The organism is Paraburkholderia azotifigens, assembly GCF_007995085.1.
Taxonomy (GTDB): domain Bacteria; phylum Pseudomonadota; class Gammaproteobacteria; order Burkholderiales; family Burkholderiaceae; genus Paraburkholderia; species Paraburkholderia azotifigens.
The window spans coordinates 295,696-315,607 of sequence record NZ_VOQS01000001.1 but is presented as its reverse complement, the minus strand read 5'-3'; the positions used below and the strand labels follow the sequence as shown (position 1 = coordinate 315,607).

General features: G+C 63.4%; 17 protein-coding genes and 1 pseudogene. 6 read left to right on the top strand and 12 right to left on the bottom strand.

Translation table 11 applies throughout. From position 1 onward, the window contains the following. Window positions 1–5 precede the first annotated feature (5 nt). Genes FRZ40_RS01460 through hutH form a run of 4 tightly spaced genes read right to left on the bottom strand, consistent with a single transcriptional unit; the run spans window position 6 to window position 4,649 of the window. Window positions 6–629, bottom strand: coding sequence for a HutD/Ves family protein (locus FRZ40_RS01460; RefSeq protein WP_240057053.1), 624 nt, complete (start codon window positions 627–629; stop codon window positions 6–8). A gap of 14 nt (window positions 630–643) precedes the next feature. Further along, a complete protein-coding gene (gene hutU / locus FRZ40_RS01455; RefSeq protein ID WP_147233066.1) occupies window positions 644–2,332 on the bottom strand; it encodes a urocanate hydratase in 1,689 nt (562 codons plus the stop codon). Between the two features lie 55 nt (window positions 2,333–2,387). Next, on the bottom strand, window positions 2,388–3,083 hold the full coding sequence (gene hutC / locus FRZ40_RS01450; protein WP_028370544.1) for a histidine utilization repressor: 696 nt from the start codon (window positions 3,081–3,083) through the stop codon (window positions 2,388–2,390). 42 nt (window positions 3,084–3,125) lie between these two features. Then, window positions 3,126–4,649, bottom strand: coding sequence for a histidine ammonia-lyase (gene hutH, locus FRZ40_RS01445; protein WP_035543778.1), 1,524 nt, complete (start codon window positions 4,647–4,649; stop codon window positions 3,126–3,128). Between the two features lie 394 nt (window positions 4,650–5,043). Between hutH and FRZ40_RS01440 the strand changes: the two genes are divergently transcribed. Next, window positions 5,044–5,949 carry an NAD-dependent epimerase/dehydratase family protein gene (locus FRZ40_RS01440; RefSeq protein ID WP_147233065.1) on the top strand — a complete coding sequence of 302 codons (906 nt, stop codon included), beginning with the start codon at window positions 5,044–5,046 and terminating at the stop codon, window positions 5,947–5,949. A 152-nt stretch (window positions 5,950–6,101) separates the two neighbouring features. Next, complete coding sequence (locus FRZ40_RS01435) at window positions 6,102–6,284, top strand: hypothetical protein (RefSeq protein WP_028370547.1); 183 nt, start codon at window positions 6,102–6,104, stop codon at window positions 6,282–6,284. A 45-nt stretch (window positions 6,285–6,329) separates the two neighbouring features. Here FRZ40_RS01435 and FRZ40_RS01430 read toward each other — a convergent pair whose 3' ends face one another. The 4 genes and pseudogenes from FRZ40_RS01430 to FRZ40_RS01415 all read right to left on the bottom strand — a co-directional run. Continuing rightward, on the bottom strand, window positions 6,330–7,106 hold the full coding sequence (locus tag FRZ40_RS01430) for a DUF899 domain-containing protein (protein ID WP_147233064.1): 777 nt from the start codon (window positions 7,104–7,106) through the stop codon (window positions 6,330–6,332). Window positions 7,107–7,157: 51 nt separating this feature from the next. Further along, entirely contained in the window at window positions 7,158–7,586 is a 429-nt protein-coding gene (locus FRZ40_RS01425) for an SRPBCC family protein (protein WP_147233063.1), read from the bottom strand. After that, a complete protein-coding gene (locus FRZ40_RS01420; RefSeq protein ID WP_028370550.1) occupies window positions 7,493–7,915 on the bottom strand; it encodes an ArsR/SmtB family transcription factor in 423 nt (140 codons plus the stop codon). Before FRZ40_RS01420 ends, FRZ40_RS01425 begins: the two co-directional genes overlap by 94 nt. Window positions 7,916–8,016: 101 nt before the next feature. Then, window positions 8,017–9,333: pseudogene (locus tag FRZ40_RS01415) on the bottom strand (NCS2 family permease); the annotation flags it as partial. A 674-nt stretch (window positions 9,334–10,007) separates the two neighbouring features. Here FRZ40_RS01415 and FRZ40_RS01410 point away from each other — a divergent pair. Continuing rightward, a complete protein-coding gene (locus tag FRZ40_RS01410) occupies window positions 10,008–11,045 on the top strand; it encodes a PRC-barrel domain-containing protein (protein WP_147233061.1) in 1,038 nt (345 codons plus the stop codon). After that, window positions 11,042–12,313 carry an MFS transporter gene (locus FRZ40_RS01405; protein WP_147233060.1) on the top strand — a complete coding sequence of 424 codons (1,272 nt, stop codon included), beginning with the start codon at window positions 11,042–11,044 and terminating at the stop codon, window positions 12,311–12,313. The genes FRZ40_RS01410 and FRZ40_RS01405 overlap by 4 nt, the downstream gene beginning before the upstream one ends. A gap of 768 nt (window positions 12,314–13,081) precedes the next feature. Here the strand turns inward: FRZ40_RS01405 and FRZ40_RS01400 are convergent. The 3 genes from FRZ40_RS01400 to FRZ40_RS01390 all read right to left on the bottom strand — a co-directional run bounded on the left by FRZ40_RS01400 (window position 13,082) and on the right by FRZ40_RS01390 (window position 16,791). Continuing rightward, entirely contained in the window at window positions 13,082–14,035 is a 954-nt protein-coding gene (locus FRZ40_RS01400; protein WP_147233059.1) for an IS5 family transposase, read from the bottom strand. A gap of 209 nt (window positions 14,036–14,244) precedes the next feature. Continuing rightward, on the bottom strand, window positions 14,245–15,600 hold the full coding sequence (locus FRZ40_RS01395) for an MFS transporter (protein ID WP_147233058.1): 1,356 nt from the start codon (window positions 15,598–15,600) through the stop codon (window positions 14,245–14,247). An 18-nt stretch (window positions 15,601–15,618) separates the two neighbouring features. Further along, entirely contained in the window at window positions 15,619–16,791 is a 1,173-nt protein-coding gene (locus tag FRZ40_RS01390) for a M20 aminoacylase family protein (protein ID WP_147233057.1), read from the bottom strand. A 126-nt stretch (window positions 16,792–16,917) separates the two neighbouring features. On the opposite strand from FRZ40_RS01390, the gene FRZ40_RS01385 reads away from it, so the two are divergent. Further along, entirely contained in the window at window positions 16,918–17,868 is a 951-nt protein-coding gene (locus tag FRZ40_RS01385; protein WP_028368690.1) for a LysR substrate-binding domain-containing protein, read from the top strand. Window positions 17,869–17,883: 15 nt separating this feature from the next. Here the strand turns inward: FRZ40_RS01385 and FRZ40_RS01380 are convergent, their stop codons facing one another. Continuing rightward, window positions 17,884–19,311 (bottom strand): aldehyde dehydrogenase family protein, encoded by a 1,428-nt coding sequence (locus tag FRZ40_RS01380; RefSeq protein WP_147233056.1) that lies wholly within the window; start codon window positions 19,309–19,311, stop codon window positions 17,884–17,886. Between the two features lie 150 nt (window positions 19,312–19,461). Here FRZ40_RS01380 and FRZ40_RS01375 point away from each other — a divergent pair, with 150 nt between their 5' ends. Continuing rightward, window positions 19,462–19,833: a cupin domain-containing protein gene (locus tag FRZ40_RS01375; protein ID WP_147233055.1), complete on the top strand. Its 372-nt coding sequence runs from the start codon at window positions 19,462–19,464 to the stop codon at window positions 19,831–19,833. Window positions 19,834–19,912: the final 79 nt, after the last annotated feature.

The window sequence follows — 19,912 nt, the reverse complement described above, 5'->3', positions numbered from 1 at the left end:
AGCGTTCAGGCTTGCGATGGTTCCGTGTAGCGGATAGTGACGGCGAGCAATGCGCCCGTTCCTTCGACCTCGCATGACAGCGCGCGTGCGTCGTCGATGCGCAAGGTGTCGTTCATCATGAGCGTCGTTGTCGTCGTCGTTGTCGTTGCCGTTGCCTCGGCGCCGCCGCCTGTCGTGACGCGCAACTCGCCTTGCGCGCAGAACAGCAGCACGACGTCGGCGTCGAGTTGTGTGTGTCGAGCATCGCGCCACACGTCGACCTCGCCCGTCGCCGCACCGCACCGCACCATCAGATTGAAGTCGCGCGTCGCGCCGTCGACGAGCCGCGCATCGATCGCGGTCTCGCCCGCGAAACGCGCGATATCCAACGGCTCGCGCAGCGCATGCGTGACACCGTCCGCTTCATCGAGCAGCATGCCGGCGCCCGACAACAACGCGAGCGTCCGGTCGATACCCGCGAAACGCGAGAACGGACCGGCCCGCGCGACGTCGGCGACGCTCACGCGCCACACGAATGCATCGAGTGCCGCGCCGGCGGGAAACGCGGCGACTTCGCGCGTGACGCCGCCGCCGTTCTTCCACGGCGACGCCACGAGATCCGCGCCACGAATGAGCGTAAGCGTGGTCAAACTCGTGCTCACGCTCAGCGGCCCAGCATCGGCAGCTTGAGACCGGCTTCGCGCGCCGTCTGCTGCGCGAGTTCGTAGCCGGCGTCCGCGTGACGCATCACGCCCGTCGCGGGATCGTTGAAGAGCACGCGGCCGAGGCGCTCGTGCGCGGCGTCCGAGCCATCGGCGACGATCACGACGCCCGAGTGCTGCGAGAAGCCCATGCCGACACCGCCGCCATGATGCAGCGACACCCACGATGCGCCGCCTGCCGTGTTCAGCAGTGCGTTGAGCAGCGGCCAGTCGCTGACGGCATCCGAGCCGTCCTTCATCGATTCCGTCTCGCGATTCGGGCTCGCCACCGAACCCGTATCGAGGTGATCGCGGCCGATCACGATGGGCGCCTTCAGCTCACCCTTCTTCACCATCTCGTTGAACGCCTGGCCCAGACGATAGCGATCCTTTACGCCGACCCAGCAGATACGCGCCGGCAAGCCCTGGAACGCGATGCGTTCGCGCGCCATGTCGAGCCAGTTGTGCAGATGCGGATCGTCGGGGATCAGTTCCTTGACCTTCGCGTCCGTCTTGTAGATGTCTTCGGGATCGCCCGACAGCGCGACCCAGCGGAACGGGCCCTTGCCTTCGCAGAAGAGCGGCCGGATGTACGCGGGCACGAAGCCGGGGAAATCGAACGCGTTCTGCACGCCCATTTCCAGCGCCATCTGACGGATGTTGTTGCCGTAGTCGAGCGTCGCCGCGCCGCGTTCCTGCAGCGTCAGCATCGCCTGCACCTGCCTGGCCATCGACTGCTTCGCAGGCGTCACGATGCTCTGCGGGTCCGTCTTCTGACGCTCGCGCCAGTCTTCGATGTTCCAGCCTTGCGGCAGATAACCGTGAATGGGATCGTGCGCGCTGGTCTGGTCCGTCACGCAGTCCGGCGTGATGTTGCGCGCAACCAGTTCCGCGAACACGTCGGCGGCGTTGCCGAGCAGGCCGATCGAAACCGGGTTGCCCGTCTTCTTTGCTTCGTCGATCATCGCGAGTGCTTCATCGAGCGTCTTCGCCTTCTTGTCGACGTAACGCGTCTTCAGACGGAAGTCGATGCGCGTCTCGTCGCATTCGACGGCGATCATCGAGAAGCCCGCCATCGTCGCGGCGAGCGGCTGCGCGCCGCCCATGCCGCCGAGGCCGCCCGTCAGGATCCAGCGGCCCTTCGGATCGCCGTTGAAGTGCTGGTTCGCGACCGAGAAGAACGTCTCATACGTGCCCTGTACGATGCCTTGCGAACCGATGTAGATCCAGCTGCCCGCCGTCATCTGGCCGTACATCATCAGGCCCTTGCGGTCGAGCTCATGAAAGTGATCCCAGTTCGCCCAGTGCGGCACGAGGTTCGAGTTCGCGAGCAGCACGCGCGGCGCGTCGGCATGCGTGCGGAACACGCCGACAGGCTTGCCCGATTGAACCAGCAGCGTCTCGTTCTCTTCGAGGTCCTTCAGCGACGCGAGAATCTGGTCGAAGCAATCCCAGTTGCGCGCGGCACGGCCGATGCCGCCGTACACGACGAGCGCGTGCGGATGCTCCGCTACTTCCGGGTCCAGGTTGTTCTGGATCATCCGGTACGCGGCTTCCGCGATCCAGGTCTTGCAGGTTTTTTCGCTGCCGCGCGGTGCGCGGATCGTGCGGGACGGGTCGAGACGCGGGTCGATGTGTTTCGGGTTGTTCATGATGCCCTCGGAAGCGAAGTCGTAGATAGAACGTGAACTCAAACGAAATCAGAGATCAGAAGTGGCCGGTGAACCGGTAGCGGTTGCCGGGGTGCCAGAGATTGGCCACCGAAGCGACCACTCCCTGGGACCACGTGCGACGGTGCAGCACGAGGCAAGGTTCGGCGTCGTCCATCGTCAGAAGCCGACGGTTGTCGGCGTCCGGCGCGGATGCTTCGATGCGGTACTCGACGCGCTGCAGCGGCGCGACGCGCACGAGGTACTGGTTAGGCGTCGTGTTGGTGAAGTCCTGCAACGCGTATTCGGGCGCGACGGCGGGATTGACCCAGCGCTCTTCGAGCTGGACAGGCTCGTCGTTCTCGAAGTGCAGCACGCGCGAATGAAAGATCGGGCTGCCCGCGCTCACCTGCATTTCGGCGGCGAGTTCGTCGTCGGCGATTGCGGCGCCCACGTGCAGCACGTTCGCCTGATAGCGATGACCGCGCGCGACGATCTCATCCGAAATGCTGCGAATCGCGACCAGCGTCGATTCGTACTTCGGCCGCGCGACGAACGTGCCCGAGCCCTGAACGCGCGTGAGCACCTGCTCGGCCGTCAGCTCGCGCAACGCGCGGTTGACCGTCATGCGCGCGACGTTGAACTCGCGCGCAAGCTCGTTTTCCGATGGAACCTGGTGGCCTTCGCTCCATTCGCCCGCGTGAATGCGGGCGAGGATGAAGTCCTTGATTCCCTGATAGGCCGGTGCGTTCATGCTGGGCATGTCTCTCTCGCGCTGCCGCTCTCGCAGATGAATTTAACGTTGCTCGGAAACGAACGAGAACGGGCTGTGCTTCGCGATCGTGCCGTCCTGGACGAGCTTCGTGATCGCGGCGATGTCGGGCGCGAAGTAATGATCGAGCTCGTAGTGCGCCACTTCTGCGCGCACGGTATTCATCACCTTCTGCAACGCGGGGCTCGTCTTGTGCGGCGCACGCAGATCGACGCCCTGCGCGGCGGCCAGCAGTTCGATCGACAGGATGTTGGCGGTGTTGTCGGCGATGTCGGCAAGCTTGCGCGCCGCGAATGTCGCCATCGACACGTGGTCTTCCTGGTTCGCCGACGTGGGCAGCGAATCGACGGAAGCCGGATGCGCCAGCGTCTTGTTCTCCGATGCGAGCGCTGCCGCCGTGACGTGCGCGATCATGAACCCCGAGTTCACGCCGCCATCCTTGACGAGGAACGGCGGCAGGCCCGACAGCGTCGCGTCGATCAGGAGCGCGATGCGGCGTTCGGCGAGCGCGCCGATTTCCGAAGCGGCGAGCGCGAGGTTGTCGGCGGCGAACGCGACAGGCTCGGCGTGGAAGTTGCCGCCCGACAGCACTTCGCCCGTATCCGGGAAGATCAGCGGGTTGTCCGACACGGCGTTCGCTTCGACGAGCAGCACCTGCGCGGCGGCACGCATCTGGTCGAGGCACGCGCCCATCACTTGCGGCTGGCAGCGCAGGCTGTACGGGTCCTGCACCTTGCCGCAATCGCGGTGCGACAGATTGATGGCCGAACCGTCGAGCAGCGTGCGATACGACGCAGCGGCATCCAACTGGCCTTGATGACCGCGCAGTTCGTGGATGCGCGCATCGAACGGCTTGACGGAACCGGCTGCGGCATCGACGGACAGTGCGCCCGCGACGAGACCCGTGCGGTACAGGTCTTCGATCGCGAACATGTTGTAGAGCGCGAGCGCCGTCGACGCCTGCGTGCCGTTCAGCAGCGCGAGGCCTTCCTTCGCCTGCAGCGTCATCGGCTTCAGGCCGACGAGACGCAGACCTTCCGTCGCCGCGACGCGCTCGCCCTTCGCGAACACTTCGCCGACGCCGAGCAGCACGGCCGACATATGCGCGAGCGGCGCGAGGTCGCCCGATGCGCCGACAGAGCCCTTCACGGGAATCACGGGCAGCACGTCCGCGTTGAACAGCTTGATGAGCGCTTCCATCACTTCGCGGCGAATGCCCGAGTGTCCGCGGCCGAGGCTCGACAGCTTGAGCGCCATCAAGAGACGCACGACGGGCGGCGACATCGGCTCGCCCACGCCGACGGCATGCGAGAGCACCAGATTGCGCTGCAGCAGTTCGAGCTGGTCATGCGGAATATGCGTGCTCGCGAGGCGGCCGAAGCCCGTGTTGATGCCGTACGCCGGCTCGCCCTTCGCGGCAATGTCCGCGACGGCTTGAGCGCAGGCGTCGATGGCGGCGAAGCTTGCGGGATCGAGTTCGAGGGTGACCTGTTCGCGTGCGATCTGGCGCAGTTGGGTCAGAGTCAGGGAGCCGGGCGTAAGGATCATGATGTGAGTTCCTGTCTATACAATTTGGAGAAAGTGTAGCGGCGTCAGCTTGTATATACAACTCAAATTTGATGGCTGAGCGTAGGGGGTTTCCATTAGGCGGGGCGCGCCGGTTGGCATGGTTCTGGCAGTTTCTCGAGCGCCCGGGCCGCCGCTTCCACGAGGCCGGCTTCAGCGATGTCACGCCGATGCTAGCCGACAACTTGTATATACACGTCCAATTTTCCGCTTGGCAAGCGGACAAAAACCCGGTCCGGCGTGCCCCTCATGCCGCGCACCGCGTGTCGATTCTTGATTCCAGATCAAGATTGATTTGAGACTGACGCGGTTTTTGCAAGACTCCCCCGCCGCCATACTGACGTCATCGAAGTTTTCTCTAGCGAAGGAGATCGTCTTGAACATTTTCATCACTGGCGCGAGCGGCTTTATCGGCGGATCGATTGCAGCGGGTCTCGTGCGCGCGGGCCATCGCGTGACGGGCCTGATCCGCAATCCGGAGCACGCGGCCGAACTGAAGCGCCTCGGCATCGAACCCGTCGTCGGCACGCTCGACGACCGCGACCTGCTGATCGCACAGGCGAAGGCCGCCGACGCCGTCATCAACGCGGCGAGCAGCGATCATCGCGGCGCCGTTCAAGCGCTGATCGACGCGCTCGCAGGCTCGAACAAGCCGTTTCTGCATACGAGCGGTTCGAGCATCGTCGGCGATGCGTCGGGCGGCGAGCGCGGCGAAGCGAAGATCTATACGGAAGACGCACTGCCCGAGCCGACAGCCGACAAGGCAGCGCGCGTCGCGATCGACAACCTCGTGCTCGACGCAGCGAAGCGCGGCATCCGTTCGTCGGTGCTGTGCAACACGCTGATTTACGGGCATGGCGCCGTAGAAGGCAGCGCGAGCGTGCAGCTGCCGCGCCTCGTGCGCCAGGCGGAAAAGAGCGGCATCGTTCGGCACGTGGGCAGCGGCGGCAACATCTGGTCGAACGTGTTCATCGACGACGTCGTGGAGCTTTACCGGCTCGCGCTCGAGAAAAGCCCTGCCGGCACGTTCTATTTCGTCGAAAGCGGCGAGGCGTCGTTTCGCGAGATGACGGATGCGATCGCGAAGGCGATGCATCTCGGCCCCGCGCAGGACTGGCCGCTCGATCAGGCGATCGGCGAATGGGGCTATGAAATGGCGTCGTATGGACTCGGCTCGAACAGCCGCGTGCGCGGCAGCGGCGCGCGCACCCTGCTCGGCTGGCAGCCGACACGCACGTCGGTGATCGAGTGGATCGAGCACGACATGATCAGGCAGGCCTGACGCACGCGCGTGCGGTCAGTATGTGAGGGTGGGTTGGCGCACACGCTGTAAGCTCGGCTGTTGCGTATCCGTAAGCTCGCGTCGCTAGAATCGGCGATGCTGGATCAGGTTCATGACGAACCCGATCTATCGGCTCGAGCCCGGATCATTCAATGCTGCTTGCTCTCAATTTCGACTGGCTGACCAACCTGCTCGCGATCCTCTTCGTGATCGCGTGCCTGTACGACTCGCGCTATGACGAGTACGGCACGTTGACGCTCGCATCGGGCGCGATGGGGCTCATCGTGATGGGCATCGAACAGTTTCTCAGGCCTGCGTTCGAAATGGCGCTTTAAACGCAGGCCCGAACGACGCGCTTCCGCGCCCGGTCAATCGGATCGTCACTTCTGCGCCGCTTCATCACAGCAGGCGCCCGCGCCCTGCCCGTTCTCCGTCAGCGTCGCGCCCGTTGCGCCATCCTCGTAGCTGTCGTGACGGCGCAGCCAGCCCATCATCTTGTTCTCGTCTTCGTCGCGGCCCTTCGGCAAATAATCGAGCAGCGTATACGTGCCGATCAGCGGCTCGCCGCCGCGCGCAAACGATGCGAACGTGCGGAAGATTTCGCCTTTATCGTTCCGGTAGAACACACTCATGCCGGGCAGTTCGTCGCACGCGTAGTCCTGCGTCTCGAAGTTGTACTCGACCTTGCCTGCCGCTTCCTGCTCCCGCGTGAACGACACGTTGAAGTCGAAATTGAAATCGCTGCCGAACGACGAGACCCACGGGAAGCGCCAGCCCATGCGTTTGCGGTACGCGTCGATTTTCTCGAGCGGCGCACGCGAGACGGCCACGTACGTCACGTCGCGATGCGCGAGATGCACGAGCGCGCCGTCGATGTGATCGGACAGGAACGAGCAACCCGGACACCCCTGCTCCCACTGCGGCCCGAACATGAAGTGATAGACGATCAGCTGACTGCGTCCCGCGAACAGATCGGCGAGCGTCTTGCTGCCTTCGTGCGTGTCGAACGTGTAGGTCTTGTCGATCTTCGTCCACGGCAGCGCGCGGCGCTTCTTCGCGAGCGAATCGCGTGCGCGCGTGAAGGCTTTTTCTTCCGCGAGATGCGCGCGCTGCGCGGCCAGCCATGCTTCGTGTGAGACGATCGTGTGCTCTTCCATCGGTTCCTCCCGTTGCGCCGTCCGCTTGCACGTTGCAAGCCGGCGCGGTCGTCATGAGAAATAGCGTCCGAGCCCTTCCAGCGCTTCCGCCCATCCGCCGCGATGCGAGTCGCGCGCCGCTTCGTCGAAGAACTGTTCATGCGTGAGCGTGAGCCACGTCCCCACGCCATCGGCCTTCAGCGAAAACGTGACGACGGACTCACGTTCCGGCGTCGAACGAAACGCCCATGTGTAGACGAGTTTTTCGTTGATGACGACTTCGCGGAACACGCCGCTCACGTCGTGCATTTCGCCATCGAGTGCGTGCATGACCATGTGAAAGCGCCCGCCCACTTTCAATTCCATCTCCGACAGCACCACGTCGCAGCCGCCCGGATGCAGCCACTTCACGACCTGCTGCGGATCCGTCCACGCGCTGAAGACTTCTTCCGGGGTCGCGCTGATATGTCGCTGGAGCGTGAGACTGGGGCGGGCGGACATGCGGTTTCCTCCACGTAGGCGGCCAGTTGATCGAGCGCTTCCGTCCAGAACTGCCGATAGTGCTGCAGCCACGCCATGGCCTGCTCCATCGGCGCGGCCGCGAGACGGCACGCCACCGTGCGCCCCGTCTTCGTGCGCGTGATGAGGCCTGCGTCCGAAAGCACGTCGAGATGCTTCATGACGGCCGGCAAAGACATCGAAAACGGCTCGGCCAGTTCAGAGACGGAGAGATCCTGGCGAGCGGCCAGACGCGCCAGCAACGCACGCCGCGTCGGGTCGGCGAGCGCGGCGAACGTGCGGTCGAGCGCGGCATCCTGAAACTTAACCATGGGGTTAAGTGTAGAACCCGCGACCGCGATGTCAAGAATCGATTTGTCTGCGGCCGCTTTTTACTTTTGATTCGCGTTGCGAGCCGCAGACATCGGCGATATCAGATCGCCCACCCGCCGAGATAGAACACAGCCAGCACGATCGCGATGGCGACGGTGCCGACATTCAGCTTGCGCCATTCGCCGCTCACGACACGGCCGATCACCAGCGTGCAGAAGCCAAGCATGATGCCCGTCACGATGTTCGCCGTCAGCACGATGAACACCGCGCACACGAGACCGGACATCGAATCGACCATGTCGTCCATATGCAGCTTGCTCACGCTGGACAGCATCAGCAGGCCGACGTACATCAACGCGGGCGCCGTCGCATACGAAGGCACGAGCGCGGCGAGCGGCGAGAAGAACATCACGACGAGGAACAGCAGACCGACGACCGCGGCAGCCAAACCCGTCTTCGCGCCTGCCGCGACGCCGACCGTCGATTCGATATACGCCGCTGCCGGTGCGCCGCCCATGAAGCCCGAGAAAATCGAGCTGAGCGAGTCGGCCGTCAGCGCGCGGCCGCCGTTGATGATGCGGCCGTTCTCGTCGAGCTGGCCCGCCTGCCCCGCGACCGCGCGGATCGTGCCCGTCGCGTCGAACACGGCCGTCATCACGAGTGCCAGCACGCTCGGCAGCACGGCGAACGACAGCGCGCCCTTGATGTCCATCGCGCCGATCAGCGACGCATGGCCCGGCGCGCTCAACGACGGCAGCGCGAACACGCCATGAAACGCGACGGCGGGGTCGAGCAGCAGCGCGAGTGCCGAGATCGCGACGATCACGATCAGGATCGAGCCCGGCACGCGACGACGCACGAGACCGAAGATGGCAGCGAGTCCGCCCACCGACATCAGCACGGGCAGCGACGTGATGTGACCGAGCGTAACGGGCAGCCCCGGCCCCGGATTCTTCACGACGAGACCGACGTCGTTCGCCGCGATCAGCAGCAGAAAGAGCCCGATGCCGATACCCGTGCCATGCGCGACGCCTGCGGGCAGATTGCGCAGGATCCACGAACGCACGCCCGTCACCGAGATCGCGGTGAACACGAGGCCCATCAGGAACACCGCGCCGAGCGCGACGTTCGGCTGCAGGCCCTTGCCGAGCACGAGGCCGAACGCGGTGAAGGCCGTCAGCGAAATCGCGCAGCCGATGGCGATAGGCAGGCGCGCCCAGATGCCCATCAGCAGCGAGCCGAATGCCGTCGTCAGGCACACGGCCACGAATACCGCGCTGGTGTCGAAGCCCGCCTTGCCGAACATGCCCGGCACGACGAACACGGAATAGACCATCGCGAGAAAAGTCGTGATGCCGGCGACGATTTCCTGGCGGCCCGTGCTGCCGCGCGCGGTGATGTCGAAAAAGCGGTCGATGAAGGCCGCTTTGTAGGCCGTCTGCCCGTCGCGAGTGTCGTCGAACGACTCGCTCCCGGCTTCCGCGATGCTCTGGGCCTGGGGTTCCATCATGATGAGTGCCTCCTTTATCAGCATGCTGAAACGGCGCCCATGCAGGGCTCGCCGTCATCAGGTTCGTCTCGTTGAGTAGTGGATGTATGTTGCTTTCCTGAACTTTCCGTCTGGCGCACGGGTGAGCATCGTCCTCGTTACGGCGGGTAATCCGTCGTCGGACGATCGAATGACATCGCGTTCCGTTTTCACCAGTCCACGACACACTTTCGCGCCGTTCTTTTTATGCTGAAGCGAAGGTTAGGCGAATCGAAATATATCTCCCATCGCAATAAAAACATGCCGCGCATGTCGCAATGCTTATATCGTTTGACGCACGGGAACGATGGCCGCCGACCCGGGTGTTAACACCTACGCTTGCGGCATGCATAACCACGCTGGAAAAGCCGTGGCGCACGGCGCGCGCATGTCCAGTCAAAGCAGACAAAACAAGGGCCTGACAGCGTCACGGGTTAAACTCTCGGCAAACCTAGCCTTTAATGCATTCCCGGCGAGGCTTTCGATGCCTGCGCGAACGACTGGATCGTTCTTTGCGACAGCATCGGCATCGGCCCGCCGCCCTGGCCACGGAGTCCCTCTTGATGAATGGCGGTTTCCTACGTCCAGCCTTCCGTCTTTTGCTATTGGCCGTTTTTGCGGCCCTTGCCGCCATGATGTCGGGCTGCAGCCTGCTCGGACCGACCGAGCAGCCGCCTGCGCCCATCACCGAAGCCACCGTGACGCCGCTCGTGGTGCCCGCCCTCGAGCCCGCCTCCGAACCAGAGCCTGCCGAGGCGCCTGAACCCAAAGAGCCGAAGAAGCCGCGTCCGCCCGTCGTGCGCCCGCACAAGCCGGAGCCACCGCCGCCCGTCGCCGCGCCTGCGCCGCCTCCTCCGCCGCCGGCTCCCGCGCCCATCATCGTGACGCGCACGCTCGATCGCAGCACGATGCACGGCCTGCTCGACAGCGAGGTGCAGAAGTCCGACGGCAAGGTGCTCGGCCGCGCCGTCGACATGACGGCGGACGCGAGCGGCACGCCGCGCCAGATGATCGTCAATCTGCAGGGCTTTCTCGGCGTCGGCGATCGCAAGGTCGGTTTTCCGTGGACCGCGTTCCGCTTCACGCCGAGTGCGAAAGGCGCGCCCATCACGATCACGACGCCGCCGAGCCAGCTCGCGGCGACGAACCGTCCGAAGCCCTCGGCCTCGCTCGCCTCGCCGCTCGCGGGCGGCGTCACGGCCGCGCCCGCGGTGCCCGCCGGGCAGCTGGAACTGATGGACGCGGATGTCGAGCGTCCGAACGGCGGCAAGGTGGGCCGCGTGATCGACGTACTGATCGATGCGAATGCGCAGCCGCAGGCCGTCGTGCTCGACGTGAGCGGCATCATCAGCGCGGATCGCCGGACGATCGCCGCGAACTGGTCGGCGTTGCGCTTCGTCACGAAAGACAAGACGCTGCGCCCGCTGATGGATCTCAACGATGCGCAGATCAAGGCGTCGCCATCGTACGAAACGGACAAGCCGATTCGCGCGGTCTCACCCGCTCCGCCTCCTGCACCGCCACCCGTTGCCGCGTCCTCGACGGCCACGGGCCCCTCGTCGTCCGCTGCGGCGGCCTCAACCGCACGCACTTCACGATGACGAGCCGTTCCATGGTCAACGCACGCAGTCTCCGCGCCCTCGACTGGCTCAACTTCTTCGTCGCCAACGTGCAGACGGGATTTGGGCCGTTCATTGCTTCCTACCTCGCGACCCACAAGTGGACGCAAGGCGAAATCGGACTCGCCCTTTCCGTCGGCACGATCAGCGCGATGGTGAGCCAGGTGCCGGGCGGCGCCGCCGTCGATGCGCTGCGCAACAAGAAAGGGGCCGCCGCCTGGGCGATCATCGCGATCATTCTGAGCGCCGTGCTGCTTGCGGCGAGCCCGACCGTGCTGCCCGTGATGGCCGCCGAGGTCTTCCACGGTTTTGCGAGCTGCATGCTCGTGCCCGCGATGGCGGCGATCTCGTTCGCGCTTGTCGGCCGCCAGGATCTCGGCGACCGGCTGGGGCGCAATGCGCGGTGGGCGTCGATCGGCAGCGCGGTCGCGGCCGGTCTGATGGGCCTGTTCGGCGAATACTTCTCGGCGCGCGCGGTGTTCTGGCTGACGGCGGCGCTGGCGGCGCCTGCGCTGATCGCGTTGTCGATGATCACGATGCCCGAGCAACATCGCGTCCCCGCGCACGAGCCCGTGAAGAAAGAGCATGACGATGCCGAAGAGAAGGAGTCGATCTTCGAACTGCTGCGCGACCGGCGCATGCTGATTTTCGCGGCGTGTGTGGTGCTGTTCCATTTGTCGAATGCGGCGATGCTGAACCTCGCGGCAGGCGAAGTGACGGCGGGCATGGGCGACAACGTGCAGCTGGTGATCGCGGCCTGCATCATCGTGCCGCAGGCGATCGTCGCGATGCTGTCGCCGTGGGTGGGACGCACGGCGGAACGCTGGGGACGCCGGCCGATCCTGCTGCTCGGGTTTTCTGCGCTGCCGTTGCGCGCGCTGCTGTTTGCGGGCGTGAGCAGCCCGTATCTGCTTGTGCCCGTGCAGATGCTCGACGGGTTGAGCGCTGCCGTGTTCGGCGTGATGCTGCCGTTGATTGCCGCCGATGTGGCGGGTGGCAAGGGGCGTTACAACCTCACTATCGGATTGTTTGGCCTCGCGGCTGGGATTGGGGCGACTTTGTCTACGGCTGTTGCCGGGTTTATTGCCGACCGGTTCGGCAGTGCCATTAGCTTTTTTGGGCTCGCTGGTGCGGGGGCGCTTGCTGTGCTGCTGGTTTGGGCTGCCATGCCTGAGACGCGGGATGCGGGTCGTTTGCAGGGGAAGCCTGCAGCCAGTGATGATCGCGGTGGGTTGAAGCGGGTTGAATGAGCCGTTTTTTGTCTGCGACGCTAGTCGACATTCTGGTTTTTGGTTTTAGCTGCGCTGGCATCCGCGATTTCGTATCGGTGCTGCAAGCGTTGCCCCTGTGCGGGGCGGCACCTACTTTTCTTTGCAGCGGCAAAGAAAAGTAGGCAAAAGAAAGCCGCTCACACCGCCAATCCTTGTGTTTGCCTGCGGGCCCCCCACGGGTCCCGCACTCCACACGGCAACACGCTATTTCATGTGCGTTGCCAGCGCCTTTAACAGGCGCACCACCCTCTCCAGTCTCCCGTAGTGCAGCCAGCGGCAGCGAACCGTCTGTGCCGCCCAGGTGGCAAACGGTGTGTAGGCCGTCGCGACGGAAGTGCACCACTCCGGACTGACAAGCGGGATCGGTGTCGTAGGAGCGCCGACGCGTAAGGTGCGACAAGCTACACACCGTTTGCCACCTGGGCGGCCGGGGACTTCCTGGTAACGCGGTCCGTGACGCGGGCATACGAAGCGGGTGAGGCGTGCAGTTAGCACGCGGGCAACGCGCGCGGAAAAATGCGTTGCCGTGTGGAGTGCGGGACCCGTGGGGGCCCGCAGGCAACGACTAGCATTCGCGGTTTGAGCCCGCTTTCTTTGCTTAGGAAGGTCTGAACAACCCGTTTTCTGCCTGGGATCTCTAACTGGCACGCGCGGAGTGGAATTCGCGTCCTCATTCACGCTGTGTTGAACCGATGCCGGTCGCATCTTGCGCATGGACGCTGCGCCTTTGGGGGGCGTCTTCACCCTTCATTTCGCTTTACCGAGCACCCCGCGAGCCAGCCAGAGATTGATCAGCGCGAACTGCGTTTCGATCTGCGCCGTGTTTTTCGCCAGTCCCCGATACCGCGCCTTCAGATAGCCGAACTGACATTTGAGCACCCGAAACGGGTGCTCAACCTTCGCCCGCACGCCCGCCTTGAGCCGCTCGACTTTCTCGTAGATTCTGTCGAGCCGCTTGCTTTTGTCCAGCTTTCTTCGCTTGCTCGGCCTCATCGCCACGTGCCACTGGACGGCACCCGTTTCGCCTCGCTTCTCGATGCCCACGTAGCCCGCATCGGCAAACGCAACCTGCTCGTCGCCGTGCAACAGTTCATGCGCCACCGTGATGTCGTGAACATTTGCCGGCGTGCACTTGACGGTATGCACCAGCCCCGACTCCACATCGACTCCGATGTGCGCCTTCATACCGAAGTACCAGCTGCCGCCCTTTTGCGTCTGGCTCATCTCGGGGTCTCGCGTGCCAGCCTTCTTCGTCGAACTGGGTGCCGAAATCAGCGTTGCGTCGACCGCCGAGCCCACCTTGAGCATCAGGCCCTTCGCCTGCAGGATCTCGTTGACCGTCGCCAGCATTCTGGCCGACAGCTCATGGGCCTCAAGCAGGTGCCGGAATCGCAGGATCGTGCTCTCGTCAGGCAGCCGCGTCATACCCGTGCCCAGCAGCGCGAACTCCCGGTACAGCGGTATGTCGTGCAGCGCCTCCTCCATCGCCGGGTCCGAGAGGCTGAACCATTGCTGCAGGAAGTGAATGCGCAACATCGTTGCGACTGGGAACGGTGGGCGGCCGGTCTTGCCTTTCGGATAGTGCGGTTCGATGAGCGCAATCAGCTTCTGCCACGGCACCACGCGCGTCATCTCATCGAGAAACTCGCGCTTGCGAGTGCGCTTCGTCGACAGATCCAGACCAAGACCAAGTTGTGTCATCACGCCACTCCATGAATTCTCCTGATCCCAGGATAGTCCAAGCCCACGTCAATGCCAGGACTTTTGCAGAGATTCCCTTACTTTCTTTGCGGCGGCAAAGAAAGTAAGTGCCGCCCCGCACAGGGGCAACGCCTGAAGCACAGATGCCAAAACGCGGATGCCAACGACATGGCCAGCACAAGACAGCGGTCGCAGACAAAAAAAGAACCTTAATCAATAGGCCGCCCAGCAGTTTCACGAACAAACGGCAGAGCCAAAAGAGAAACCAGACCACATCCAATCAGATACCAGGCCGGCGCAAGCGTACTCCCGGAAAGCTGAATCAACCACGTAGCAAAGAACTGCGCAAACCCGCCAAAAATCGACACGCCGAGGCAATACACAATCGACATTCCCGTCGCGCGAATCTCACGCGGAAACATCTCCGGCAACATCACGATATTAGGCACAGCCGTAAACGCCACGAGCACACCGAGCACGGCAACCACACCAAGCAGTACAGCCACAGTCGGCACAGCATTGATAATCATAAACGCGGGATACACAGCCGCAATCAACAACACACGCGAGATCCACAGCACGCGCTTGCGCCCATACCGATCCGACAACGAACCCGCAAACGGCGAACAGATCACCGTGACGAACGCCGCCGTCCAGGACGCCCACAAAGCCAGCGACATCGGCAGATGCAGAATCCTGATCGCATACGTCGACAGATAAAACAGCACGATGTAGTTCGCCGCCGTACCGCCGATCGTCGTCACCACGCCCGTCACGATCGAACGCAGATGCGTGCCGAAAATTTCGCGCACAGGCCTCGCAACGGCCGCGGCTTCGAGCACGATGGCATCACCGGATGAAGCCGACGCAGGCATCGGCAGCGTTTCGTCGAGATGCCGCCGGATATACACGCCGATCGGCCCCATCGCCATGCCGATCACGAACGGCACGCGCCAGCCCCAGCTTTCGAGCGCATGCGTCGACAGCATCGCGGCCAGTGCGACACCTAGCAGCGAGCCGACCACCGTGTTTAATCCCTGGCTCACGAACTGCCAGCTGCCGTAGAAACCGCGCGTGCCGTCGCTGCCGTACTCCATCAGCAGCGACGTCGATGCGCCGATCTCGCCGCCCAGCGCAAAGCCCTGAATCAGCCGCGCAAGGATGATCAGCGCAGGCGCAGCGAGCCCGATCGACACATACGTCGGCGCGAACGCGATGATCGCCGAGCCGAGCGTCATCAGCCACAGCGTGAGGCTCATCGCCGCCTTGCGGCCCGCGCGGTCAGCATAGGCGCCAAGCACCACGCCGCCCACGGGTCGCATGATGAAGCCGACACCGAACGTGCCGACGGCGAGCATCAGTTGAGTGAGTTGCCCCTCCACCGGGAAGTACAGCTTGCCGACGATCGTCGCGAAGAAGCTGTAGATCGTGAAGTCGAAGAATTCGAGGCCGTTGCCGAGCGTGATCGCGGCGATCGCTTTCGCGTGGCTCGCTCGCTGCGGCTGCGCGGCGCCCGTCGATACGCTGTCGTCCGGCGTGGATGTCGATGCGGCTGTGTAAGTCATGTCCGTCTCCCCAACGCGTCAGACGAGAAACGCCTGCGCGAGACGCACCCAGTAGGCAGCCCCCGTCGCAAGGCAATCGTCGTTGAAATCGTAGCCCGGGTTGTGCACCATGCAGCCGCCCTCGCCGTCCCCGTTGCCGATGATCAGATAGGCGCCCGCACATCGCTCGAGCATGAACGCGAAGTCTTCACTGCCCGTCAGCGGCTGCATGTTCGCGATCAGACCATCGTCGCCGACCCAGTCGCGCGCGATCTGCGTCGCGAACGCGGTCATTTGCGTGTCGTTGACAAGCACAGGGTAGCGCCGCTGATAGTCGATCTCGGCGCGCGCGTTGTACACGGCCGCTTGCGCGTGCACCACGTCCTGAATGCGCGTCTCCAGATAATTTCGCACCTCGGGTTTCAGCGCGCGCACTGAGAGACGCATTTCCGCCGACTCCGGAATCACGTTGGGCGCTTCGCCCGCGTGAATCGCGCCGACCGTGATGATCGCCATGTCGAGCGGCCCGACGTTGCGCGACACGATGGTCTGCAATGCGAGCACGATCTGCGCGCAGACGACGACGGGATCGACGGCCTTGTGCGGTACCGCACCGTGGCCGCCGCGTCCCAGCACCTTGATCATCACGGTATCCGACGATGCCATGAACGAGCCCGGCAAAAAGCCGAACTTGCCCGTCGGGAAACCAGGCATGTTGTGCATCGCGAACACGGCGTCGCACGGGAAGCGCTCAAACAGCCCGTCTTCGATCATTTTCTTCGCGCCCGCAAGGCCCTCTTCCGCAGGCTGGAAAATCAGGTTCAACGTGCCGTCGAACGAACGCTCCTGCGCAAGATGCTTCGCTGCTGCGAGCAGCATCGCCGTGTGGCCGTCGTGGCCGCATGCGTGCATCTTGCCGGGCAGCCTGCTTGCGTACGGCAGCCCCGTCTGTTCGTGAATGGGCAGCGCGTCCATGTCGGCGCGCAGGCCCAGCTTGCGCGTGCCGCTGCCTGCTTTCAGTTGCCCGATGACACCCGTCTTGCCGAGCCCGCGCGTGACGGTGTAGCCCCATTCGGTGAGCTTCTCCGCGACCAGATCGCCCGTCACGTGCTCTTCGTACGCCAGCTCGGGATGCGCATGAATGCGGCGGCGCAGCGCAATCATTTCTTCTTCGAGACCGGCGATGCCGGCGGGGATGACCATCGTGTTCACGCTGCTGTCTCCATCTGGTGTCTGTGAACCCAGCATAGCCAACCGTTTTTTTGACGGGCAGGCGTGAAACGGTTACGGTGGCAACCAGCAGTTGCCACTCGAGATGCCACCCTTCATTTATCCGACATGAAACTGCATCAACTCAGCACGCTCGCCGCAATCGCGGAGACGGGCAGCATCCGCGCCGCCGCCCGGCAGCTGGGTCTCTCGCCTGCCGCCGTGACCAAGTCCGTGCGGGAACTCGAAGCGGACCTGCGCGCGCCGCTGGTGATACGCGGCACATCAGGTGTGGCGTTCACTGAATATGGCCGCGCGCTCGTCGTGCATGCGCGGCTCGTGCTGGGGCAACTCGCGCGCGCCGAAGCCGAACTCGAAGCGATGCGCGGTGCCGCAGCGGGCAAGCTGTCGGTGGGCGTCACGCCGTGGCTCGCGCTGACCTTTCTGCCGGAGACGGTCAATCGCTTCAAGCAGACCATGCCCGACGTGCAGCTGGAATTCTTCGAAGGGTTATTGGCCGTCGTGCAGCCGCGACTGCGCGACGGCAGCCTCGATTTCTCGATCGGCCGTCCGCCGCCTGCATCGCCTCAGTCGGAATTCCATAACGTGCCGCTCTTTTCGACACATTCGGCCGTCGTCGCGCGGCGCGGGCATCCGCTTGCCGAATGCCGCACGCTGCACGAGTTGCAGGACGCCGAATGGGTGTTGAACTGGGATCCCGCGAGCCGCGAGTCGATGGCCGACAACCTGTTCCGCAAGCGCGGAATGAAGGTGCCGCATACGATTCATCTCGCGCATTCGTTCGCGATCGTGCTGGGGCTGCTTCAGCAAACGGACTTCCTCAGTATCTTTCCGTGGCCGCTCGTCGAGGTGAACATCGCGAAGGAGAACCTGCGCGCGTTGCCGCTGCGCGAAGTGGTGGACGAAACGATCGTCAGCATCACGTCGCGCCGCGGTGTGCCCGTCAGTCCTGCGGGCGCGCGCTTTATCGAATGTCTGCGTGAAGTGATCGACGAAGGCGCGCGGTCGCAGGACGCCGACCGCCGCCGTCTGTTTCATTCGATCGAACTGCTTTTTTAGGCCTTGTTTTACGGCCTATCTTGCGTAACCGACTACCCCCTTGATCTCGAGAAAATCGTCGAGACCGAACTCGCCGTACTCGCGCCCGTTGCCCGATTGACGATAGCCGCCAAACGGCGCTTCCGGCGTGTACTCCGCGTAGTTCAGATAGATCGTGCCGGTGCGCAGACGCTTTGCGACGGCGCGCGCACGTTCGAGCGAAGCCGACTGCACATAGCCCGCAAGACCGTAGATGCTGTCGTTGGCCATCGCGACGGCTTCGTCTTCCGTGTCGTAGCCGAGGATCGACAGCACAGGTCCGAAGATTTCTTCGCGGGCGACGGTCATGTCATGTGTCACATGGCCGAACACCGTCGGGCGTACGTAGTAGCCCTCGCCCACATCTTCGGGACGCCCGGGGCCGCCTGCCGCGAGCACCGCGCCTTCGCGCACACCCGCTTCGATCATCGACTGGATCTTCTCGAACTGCTGCTGGCTGATGACGGGGCCGAGGTCGCTCGACGACGCATTCGCAGGCCCAACGACGAGCGCATCGGCCACTTCTTTCGCGTAGCCAAGCGCTTCGTCCATCCGTGCACGCGGCACGAACATGCGCGTGGGCGCATCGCACGATTGACCGCTGTTATCGAAGCATGCACGCGCGCCGCGCGTGACGGCATCGCGCAGATCGGCGTCCTCCAGAATCAGGTTCGCCGACTTGCCACCGAGTTCCTGGTGCACGCGCTTGACGGTATCGGCGGCGGCCTTCGCGACCTGCACGCCCGCGCGCGTCGAGCCCGTGAACGACATCATGTCGATGTCCTTGTGACGCGACATCGCGTCGCCCACTACCTGCCCTTCGCCATTGACGAGATTGAACACGCCTGCGGGCACGCCTGCTTCGTGCAGGATCTCGGCGTAGAGCAGCGCGCTCATTGGTGCGAGCTCCGATGGCTTCAGCACCATCGTGCAACCCGCCGCGAGCGCGGGCGCGACCTTCGTGGTGATCTGCAACGCGGGCCAGTTCCACGGCGTGATCAGACCGCACACGCCGACGGGCTCCTTACGGATCAGAATACTGCCCTTCATCTGCTCGAACTCGAAGTTCTGCAGCGTGCGGATCATCGTCTCCAGATGGGCGGTGCCCGTCCATGCCTGCGCATCGTGCGCGAACTGCTTCGGCGCGCCCATTTCGCAGCTGATCGCGTCGACCATGTCGTCGTAGCGCTTGCGATACACCTCGAGGATCGATTGCAGCAGATCGATGCGCTGTTGCACCGTGGTGTCCGAATACGTGGCGAACGCTGCCTTTGCGGCGGCGACGGCGCGATCCACGTCGGCCTCGCTGCCGAGCGAAATTTTTGCGAATGGTTGCGCTGTAGACGGGTCGATCACGTCGAGTGTTTTCGTCTCGATCGGGTCGACCCATTTGCCGTCGATATAGAACTGCGTGGCGTGCTGCATGATGTTTCCTCTATGGGTTTCGGACAGTTTTCAGTCAATGCGTTACATCGACTGCCCTCAAACTAAATGTCTCCAAATCGAAATTCATTGCCAGGCGGCTTTGGCTCAGACTCGCGGTTCCTTATTCGAACTATCCGGAGACTGTCTGTTATGAGCAATGTTACTTTCACCCGCATCGATGCTAAGGGTCCTGGTGCTACGGGGCTGCAACCGGCTTTGCATGATCCTGCCGATGTGATTCTCGATGGCGCTAAAGCGCCGCATGCTTTGACTGCTTTTTCCGATGCCGATAATCTCTTGACCGCCGGTGTCTGGCAGTGCGATGCCGGTACGTTGAAGCTTTCCGATCTGCCGATTCATGAAGTGTGTGTCCTGATCGAAGGTGAAGTCGAGATTACTGGCGACGATGGGCGTCGCGAAACTTATCGCGCAGGCGATGCGTTTGTTCTTCACAAGGGTTTCTCAGGTACCTGGCATATGCCTGTTGCTACCAAGAAGTACAGCATCGTGTATTGTGGTTGAGCTTTGCTCATCGCTATTTCTTTAAACCGCGCGGTTTTTTTTGCGCGGTTTTTTTGTTTGAGGTTTTTGTTGGCTTCCG

Excerpts from the sequence above, each read along its gene's own strand:
- FRZ40_RS01385 (WP_028368690.1), top strand. The coding sequence starts at position 16,918 with ATGAAACTGCATCAACTCAGCACGCTCGCCGCAATCGCGGAGACGGGC.
- FRZ40_RS01380 (WP_147233056.1), bottom strand. The coding sequence starts at position 19,311 with ATGCAGCACGCCACGCAGTTCTATATCGACGGCAAATGGGTCGACCCG.
- hutH (WP_035543778.1), bottom strand. The coding sequence starts at position 4,649 with ATGATCCTTACGCCCGGCTCCCTGACTCTGACCCAACTGCGCCAGATC.
- hutU (WP_147233066.1), bottom strand. The coding sequence starts at position 2,332 with ATGAACAACCCGAAACACATCGACCCGCGTCTCGACCCGTCCCGCACG.
- FRZ40_RS01430 (WP_147233064.1), bottom strand. The coding sequence starts at position 7,106 with ATGGAAGAGCACACGATCGTCTCACACGAAGCATGGCTGGCCGCGCAG.
- FRZ40_RS01420 (WP_028370550.1), bottom strand. The coding sequence starts at position 7,915 with ATGGTTAAGTTTCAGGATGCCGCGCTCGACCGCACGTTCGCCGCGCTC.
- FRZ40_RS01375 (WP_147233055.1), top strand. The coding sequence starts at position 19,462 with ATGAGCAATGTTACTTTCACCCGCATCGATGCTAAGGGTCCTGGTGCT.
- FRZ40_RS01425 (WP_147233063.1), bottom strand. The coding sequence starts at position 7,586 with ATGTCCGCCCGCCCCAGTCTCACGCTCCAGCGACATATCAGCGCGACC.
- FRZ40_RS01410 (WP_147233061.1), top strand. The coding sequence starts at position 10,008 with ATGAATGGCGGTTTCCTACGTCCAGCCTTCCGTCTTTTGCTATTGGCC.
- FRZ40_RS01435 (WP_028370547.1), top strand. The coding sequence starts at position 6,102 with ATGCTGCTTGCTCTCAATTTCGACTGGCTGACCAACCTGCTCGCGATC.
- hutC (WP_028370544.1), bottom strand. The coding sequence starts at position 3,083 with ATGAACGCACCGGCCTATCAGGGAATCAAGGACTTCATCCTCGCCCGC.
- FRZ40_RS01405 (WP_147233060.1), top strand. The coding sequence starts at position 11,042 with ATGACGAGCCGTTCCATGGTCAACGCACGCAGTCTCCGCGCCCTCGAC.
- FRZ40_RS01395 (WP_147233058.1), bottom strand. The coding sequence starts at position 15,600 with ATGACTTACACAGCCGCATCGACATCCACGCCGGACGACAGCGTATCG.
- FRZ40_RS01400 (WP_147233059.1), bottom strand. The coding sequence starts at position 14,035 with ATGACACAACTTGGTCTTGGTCTGGATCTGTCGACGAAGCGCACTCGC.